The 5,109-nt window shown below is 73.7% G+C and carries 5 protein-coding genes; all 5 read left to right on the top strand.

The features are described 5' to 3' along the window. Positions 1 to 173: 173 nt before the first annotated feature. The 5 genes from GTW67_RS20865 (at position 174) to cseC (ending at position 4,978) form a co-directional block, all read left to right on the top strand. Positions 174 to 1,166 (top strand): iron-sulfur binding domain-containing protein, encoded by a 993-nt coding sequence (locus GTW67_RS20865; RefSeq protein WP_161166323.1) that lies wholly within the window; start codon positions 174 to 176, stop codon positions 1,164 to 1,166. A 315-nt stretch (positions 1,167 to 1,481) separates the two neighbouring features. Then, positions 1,482 to 2,021: a SigE family RNA polymerase sigma factor gene (locus GTW67_RS20860; protein ID WP_161166322.1), complete on the top strand. Its 540-nt coding sequence runs from the start codon at positions 1,482 to 1,484 to the stop codon at positions 2,019 to 2,021. Next, on the top strand, positions 2,009 to 2,674 hold the full coding sequence (locus GTW67_RS20855) for a hypothetical protein (RefSeq protein WP_202437490.1): 666 nt from the start codon (positions 2,009 to 2,011) through the stop codon (positions 2,672 to 2,674). The genes GTW67_RS20860 and GTW67_RS20855 overlap by 13 nt, the downstream gene beginning before the upstream one ends. Positions 2,675 to 2,898: 224 nt before the next feature. After that, the gene (gene cseB, locus GTW67_RS20850) at positions 2,899 to 3,600 is read left to right on the top strand and encodes a two-component system response regulator CseB (protein ID WP_161166321.1); all 702 of its coding nucleotides are present in this window, start codon (positions 2,899 to 2,901) and stop codon (positions 3,598 to 3,600) included. Positions 3,601 to 3,610: 10 nt separating this feature from the next. Continuing rightward, entirely contained in the window at positions 3,611 to 4,978 is a 1,368-nt protein-coding gene (gene cseC, locus GTW67_RS20845; protein WP_161166320.1) for a two-component system sensor histidine kinase CseC, read from the top strand. The last annotated feature ends 131 nt before the right edge of the window (positions 4,979 to 5,109 follow it).

The following is a 5,109-nucleotide window of genomic DNA, read 5'->3' as shown; positions in this document are numbered from 1 at the left end:
CCGGATCGGTGCGGCCGTCGGGCTCGGGGTGAGGGGACCGGCGAGGGCGTTCCATGGGTCCGACGCTACAAGCGGCCGGCGGGGCGGCGCCCCTGCCGATCGTCAGGTGCCGCGGCCTCCATGGGTGGCGGTGCGCCCGTGCGGCCCTCCTCCCGTGGCAGGATCGGAGGGTCATGACTGCGCCCACGAAGCCCTCGCACAACGGCCCGACCGACCCCGCCGCCGTTCCCTCGGCCCCCACCACGCCGTCCGCCCCCGCGACCGCGGCCCCGGCCGCCGGGCCGGCCGTGTCCGGCGAGCCGCTGCACTCCCCTGTCATCGACTGGTTCGACGAGCACGCCCGCGATCTGCCGTGGCGGCGCCCGGAGGCCGGGGCGTGGGGCGTGATGGTCAGTGAGTTCATGCTCCAGCAGACGCCGGTGAGCCGGGTCCTGCCCGTGTACGAGCAGTGGATGGCCCGCTGGCCGCGCCCCGCGGACCTCGCCGCGGAGGCCCCCGGCGAGGCCGTCCGCGCCTGGGGCCGGCTCGGCTACCCGCGCCGCGCCCTGCGCCTGCACGGCGCCGCCGCCGCCATAACGGAACGGCACGGCGGGGACGTACCGTCCGACCACGCCGCGCTGCTGGCGCTGCCCGGCATCGGCGAGTACACGGCCGCCGCGGTCGCCTCCTTCGCCCACGGCCAGCGGCACGCCGTGCTCGACACCAACGTCCGCCGGGTCTTCGCCCGGGCGGTCACCGGCGTGCAGTACCCGCCGAACGCCACCACCGCCGCCGAGCGCAAGCTGGCCCGCGCGCTGCTGCCGGACGACGAGGCGAGCGCCGCCCGCTGGGCCGCCGCGTCCATGGAGCTGGGCGCGCTGGTGTGCACGGCCCGCAACGAGTCCTGCCACCGCTGCCCCATCGCCGCGCAGTGTGCCTGGCGGCTGGCCGGCAAGCCCGCGCACGACGGGCCGCCGCGCCGCGGACAGACGTACGCCGGCACCGACCGCCAGGTACGCGGCCGGCTGCTCGCGGTGCTGCGCGAGGCGCACGGGCCGGTGCCGCAGGCCGCGCTGGACCGGGTGTGGCACGAGCCGGTCCAGCGCGCCCGCGCCCTGGACGGCCTGGTCGCCGACGGTCTGGTGGAGCCGCTGGCGGACGGACTGTACCGGCTGCCGCTGAGCTGACGCACAGCGGGCTCACAGCGGACGGGTACAACAGCCGCCGTCCGTACCGGTCTCCGTCACAACGGCACCGCCAGACAGTGCCGGACAAATCACCCTTTACCGCGCCCAAGTCGCCCACTGCCGCACCCCGTTCCCTGGACCGTTACACAACCGACGGACAGCCGAGGGTTAGCCGCAGGCTGCTTCGCACAGCGCCGTGACAACGCTTCCCTACCTTCGTTTCCGTGCCCGAGGGCACGGGACGGCTACGCAGCACAGGCAGTGGGCCGGCGGATGACCAACCGCCGGTAAACGGGGATCGGAAGGCGGTTGACCATGGCGCAGGGCGAGGTGCTCGAGTTCGAGGAGTACGTCCGCACCCGGCAGGACGCGTTGCTGCGCAGCGCGCGACGCCTGGTCCCCGACCCCGTCGACGCCCAGGACCTGCTCCAGACCGCGCTGGCGCGGACGTACGGCCGCTGGGAGACCATCGAGGACAAGCGGCTGGCGGACGCCTACCTGCGCCGGGTGATGATCAACACGCGGACCGAGTGGTGGCGGGCGCGGAAGCTGGAGGAGGTTCCCACCGAGCAGCTCCCGGAGTCCTGCGTGGACGACTCCACCGAGCAGCACGCGGACCGCGCCCTACTGATGGACGTCATGAAGGTGCTCGCCCCGAAGCAGCGCAGCGTCGTGGTGCTGCGACACTGGGAGCAGATGTCAACGGAGGAGACCGCCGCCGCCCTCGGCATGTCGGCGGGAACGGTCAAGAGCACGCTGCACCGAGCGCTCGCCCGGCTCCGCGAGGAGCTGGTCGCCCGCGATCTGGACGCACGGGCGCTGGAGCGTGAGGAGCGGGAGCGTTGCGCGGCCTGACCGACGGTCGGACACCCGGGGAGACCCGGAAGAGCGTGCGGGCGACGAGCGCGGCGGTGGCCGCGTTCGTCGCCGTCGGCGTTTCCCTCTCCGGCTGTGCCGCCGGCGGCACCGGGGCGCGCGACGAGGGGCCGGCCCACGCGGACGCGGTCGGCGGCGTCGCCTCCGTCTCCCCGACGCCCGTGGTCTCCCCTTCCAAGGTGCCCGACCGGGTGGACGCGGTCCGGCTCGTCAAGGCCGACCCCAAGGTCTCCGCGGAGGTCAAGCGCGAGCTGAAGCCGTGCGTCGCCGACGAGTACCCGGTCGACGTGTCGTACGGGGAGCTGACCGCCGGCCCGGCCGAGGACGTCGTCGTCAACGTGCTGACCTGCGGTGACGGCGTGGGCGTGGGGAGTTACGTGTACCGCGAGAAGGACGGCGGGTACCAGAATGTGTTCCAGGCCGAGGAGCCTCCCGTCTACGCGGAGATCGACCGAGGCGACCTGGTGGTGAGCAAGCAGGTGTACGAGAAGGGCGATCCGGTGTCGAGCCCGTCCGGCGAGAACGTGATCACGTACCGCTGGTCCGCGGGCCGCTTCACCGAGGCCTACCGCACGCACAACGACTACAGCAACGCCGTGGGGGCCGCGCCGACTCCCGCACCGGACAGTTGACGCGTACGGACAGCCGGTACGTACGGGCAGCTGACCGGCGCCGAGGGGTGGCTGACGTGCGCCGGCGCCGACGCGTACGGCCTGTGAACCGATCGGGACGCTCGGACCGATGGAGAAATGAACGCGGTGTGCGATCTCCGCGTCTGCCTAGTGACCGCACATGTGTCCGGGGGACGTGATCGCGCCCCCGACCGACCATGACAACGAGGACTGAGAGCACCGGGATGGCAGACCAGACCCACGTCCTGTTCGTCGAGGACGACGACGTCATCCGCGAGGCCACGCAGCTCGCCCTGGAGCGGGACGGCTTCGCGGTCACCGCGATGCCCGACGGGCTGTCCGGCCTGGAGGCGTTTCGCGCCGACCGCCCGGACATCGCGCTGCTGGACGTCATGCTCCCCGGCCTCGACGGCGTCAGCCTGTGCCGCCGGATCCGTGACGAGTCCACCGTGCCCGTGATCATGCTGTCGGCGCGGGCGGACTCCATCGACGTGGTGCTGGGCCTGGAGGCGGGCGCCGACGACTACGTGACCAAGCCGTTCGACGGGGCCGTCCTGGTGGCCCGCATCCGCGCGGTGCTGCGCCGCTTCGGCCACGCCGGCGGCGGGGACCGGGCCGACGCGGGGGCCGTCGCGGACACGGGCGTGCTCACCTTCGGCGAGCTGGTGGTCGACACCGACGGCATGGAGGTGCGGCGGGCCGGGCACCCGGTGGCGCTCACCCCGACCGAGATGCGGCTGCTGCTCGAGTTCTCCTCCGCGCCGGGCACGGTGCTCTCGCGCGACAAGCTCCTGGAGCGCGTCTGGGACTACGGCTGGGGCGGGGACACCCGGGTCGTCGACGTCCATGTGCAGCGGCTGCGCACGAAGATCGGCCAGGACCGCATCGAGACGGTCCGCGGCTTCGGCTACAAGTTGAAGGCCTGAGCGGGGAAACATGCGGGGGTTCATCCGACGCCTGACCGCCTCGCTGCTGAGGCGCACGGGCATCCGTACGGGGCTGCGGTGGAAGCTCAGCGCCGCCATCGCGCTGGTCGGTGCGCTGGTCGCGGTCGCGCTGAGCCTGGTCGTGCACAACGCGGCCCGGGTCTCGATGCTGGACAACGCGCGCGACCTCGCGGACGACCGCGTCCTGATCGCCCAGCGCAACTACGAGCTCTCCGGCCGGCTGAACTTCCCGAACGCCCAGATCGACGACCCCGAGCTGCCGGCCGGGCTGCGCAAGAAGGTGGAGAACGGGCGCAGAGCGACCTACGTCTCCGAGCGGGAGAACGGGGTGACGGACATCTGGGCCGCCGTGCCGCTCAAGGACGGGCACGTGATGTCCCTGCACTCCGGGTTCACCGACCGCAGCGCCGACATCCTCAAGGATCTCGACCAGGCCCTGGTCATCGGTTCCATCGCGGTCGTCCTCGGCGGCAGCGCGCTCGGCGTGCTCATCGGCGGGCAGCTGTCGCGCCGGCTGCGCAAGGCCGCGGCCGCCGCGAACCAGGTCGCGAAGGGCGAGCCGGACGTCCGTGTCCGGGACGCCATCGGCGGTGTCGTCCGGGACGAGACCGACGACCTCGCGAGCGCCGTGGACGCGATGGCGGACGCCCTCCAGCAGCGCCTGGAGGCCGAGCGCCGGGTCACCGCGGACATCGCGCACGAGCTGCGCACGCCGGTGACGGGGCTGCTGACCGCCGCCGAGCTGCTGCCGCCGGGCCGGCCCACGGAGCTGGTGCTGGACCGGGCGAAGGCCATGCGCACGCTGGTCGAGGACGTCCTGGAGGTGGCCCGGCTCGACGGGGCCTCGGAGCGGGCCGAACTTCAGGACATCATGCTGGGCGACTTCGTCAGCCGGCGGGTGGCGGCGAAGGACCCGGGGGTGCGGGTGCTGGTGGTGCACGAGTCGGAGGTCACCACCGATCCGCGCCGCCTGGAGCGCGTCCTGTTCAATCTGCTGGCCAACGCCGCCCGGCACGGCAGACCGCCCATCGAGGTCAGCGTCGAGGGCCGGGTGATCCGGGTCCGCGACCACGGCCCCGGTTTCCCCGAGGACCTGCTCGCGGACGGGCCGAGCCGCTTCCGCACCGGCAGCGCGGACCGGGCCGGCCGCGGGCACGGGCTGGGCCTGACCATCGCGGCCGGGCAGGCCCGGGTGCTCGGCGCCCGGCTCACCTTCCGCAACGTCCGGCCCGCCGGGGCACCCGACCACATACCGGCCGAGGGCGCGGTGGCGGTGCTGTGGCTGCCGGAACACGCACCGACGAACACGGGGAGCTATCCGGTACTCCCGGACCGGTCACCACAGGGCGTGTCCTGACGGACGGGCGGCGGGACCGGGGCGGGGGGACGGCGAGGCCGGGGCGGTGTGGACGGCGAGGCCGGGGCAGTGGGACGGCGAGGCCGAGATCGTCGGGAGGGCGAGGCCGGGGCAGTGGGACGGCGAGGCCG

The organism is Streptomyces sp. SID5910 (assembly GCF_009862125.1).
GTDB lineage: Bacteria > Actinomycetota > Actinomycetes > Streptomycetales > Streptomycetaceae > Streptomyces.
The sequence above is the reverse complement of the archived record's forward strand: the minus strand, read 5'-3'. Positions and strand labels throughout refer to the sequence as shown.

Excerpts from the sequence above, each read along its gene's own strand:
- GTW67_RS20865 (WP_161166323.1), top strand. The coding sequence starts at position 174 with ATGACTGCGCCCACGAAGCCCTCGCACAACGGCCCGACCGACCCCGCC.
- cseB (WP_161166321.1), top strand. The coding sequence starts at position 2,899 with ATGGCAGACCAGACCCACGTCCTGTTCGTCGAGGACGACGACGTCATC.
- GTW67_RS20860 (WP_161166322.1), top strand. The coding sequence starts at position 1,482 with ATGGCGCAGGGCGAGGTGCTCGAGTTCGAGGAGTACGTCCGCACCCGG.
- cseC (WP_161166320.1), top strand. The coding sequence starts at position 3,611 with ATGCGGGGGTTCATCCGACGCCTGACCGCCTCGCTGCTGAGGCGCACG.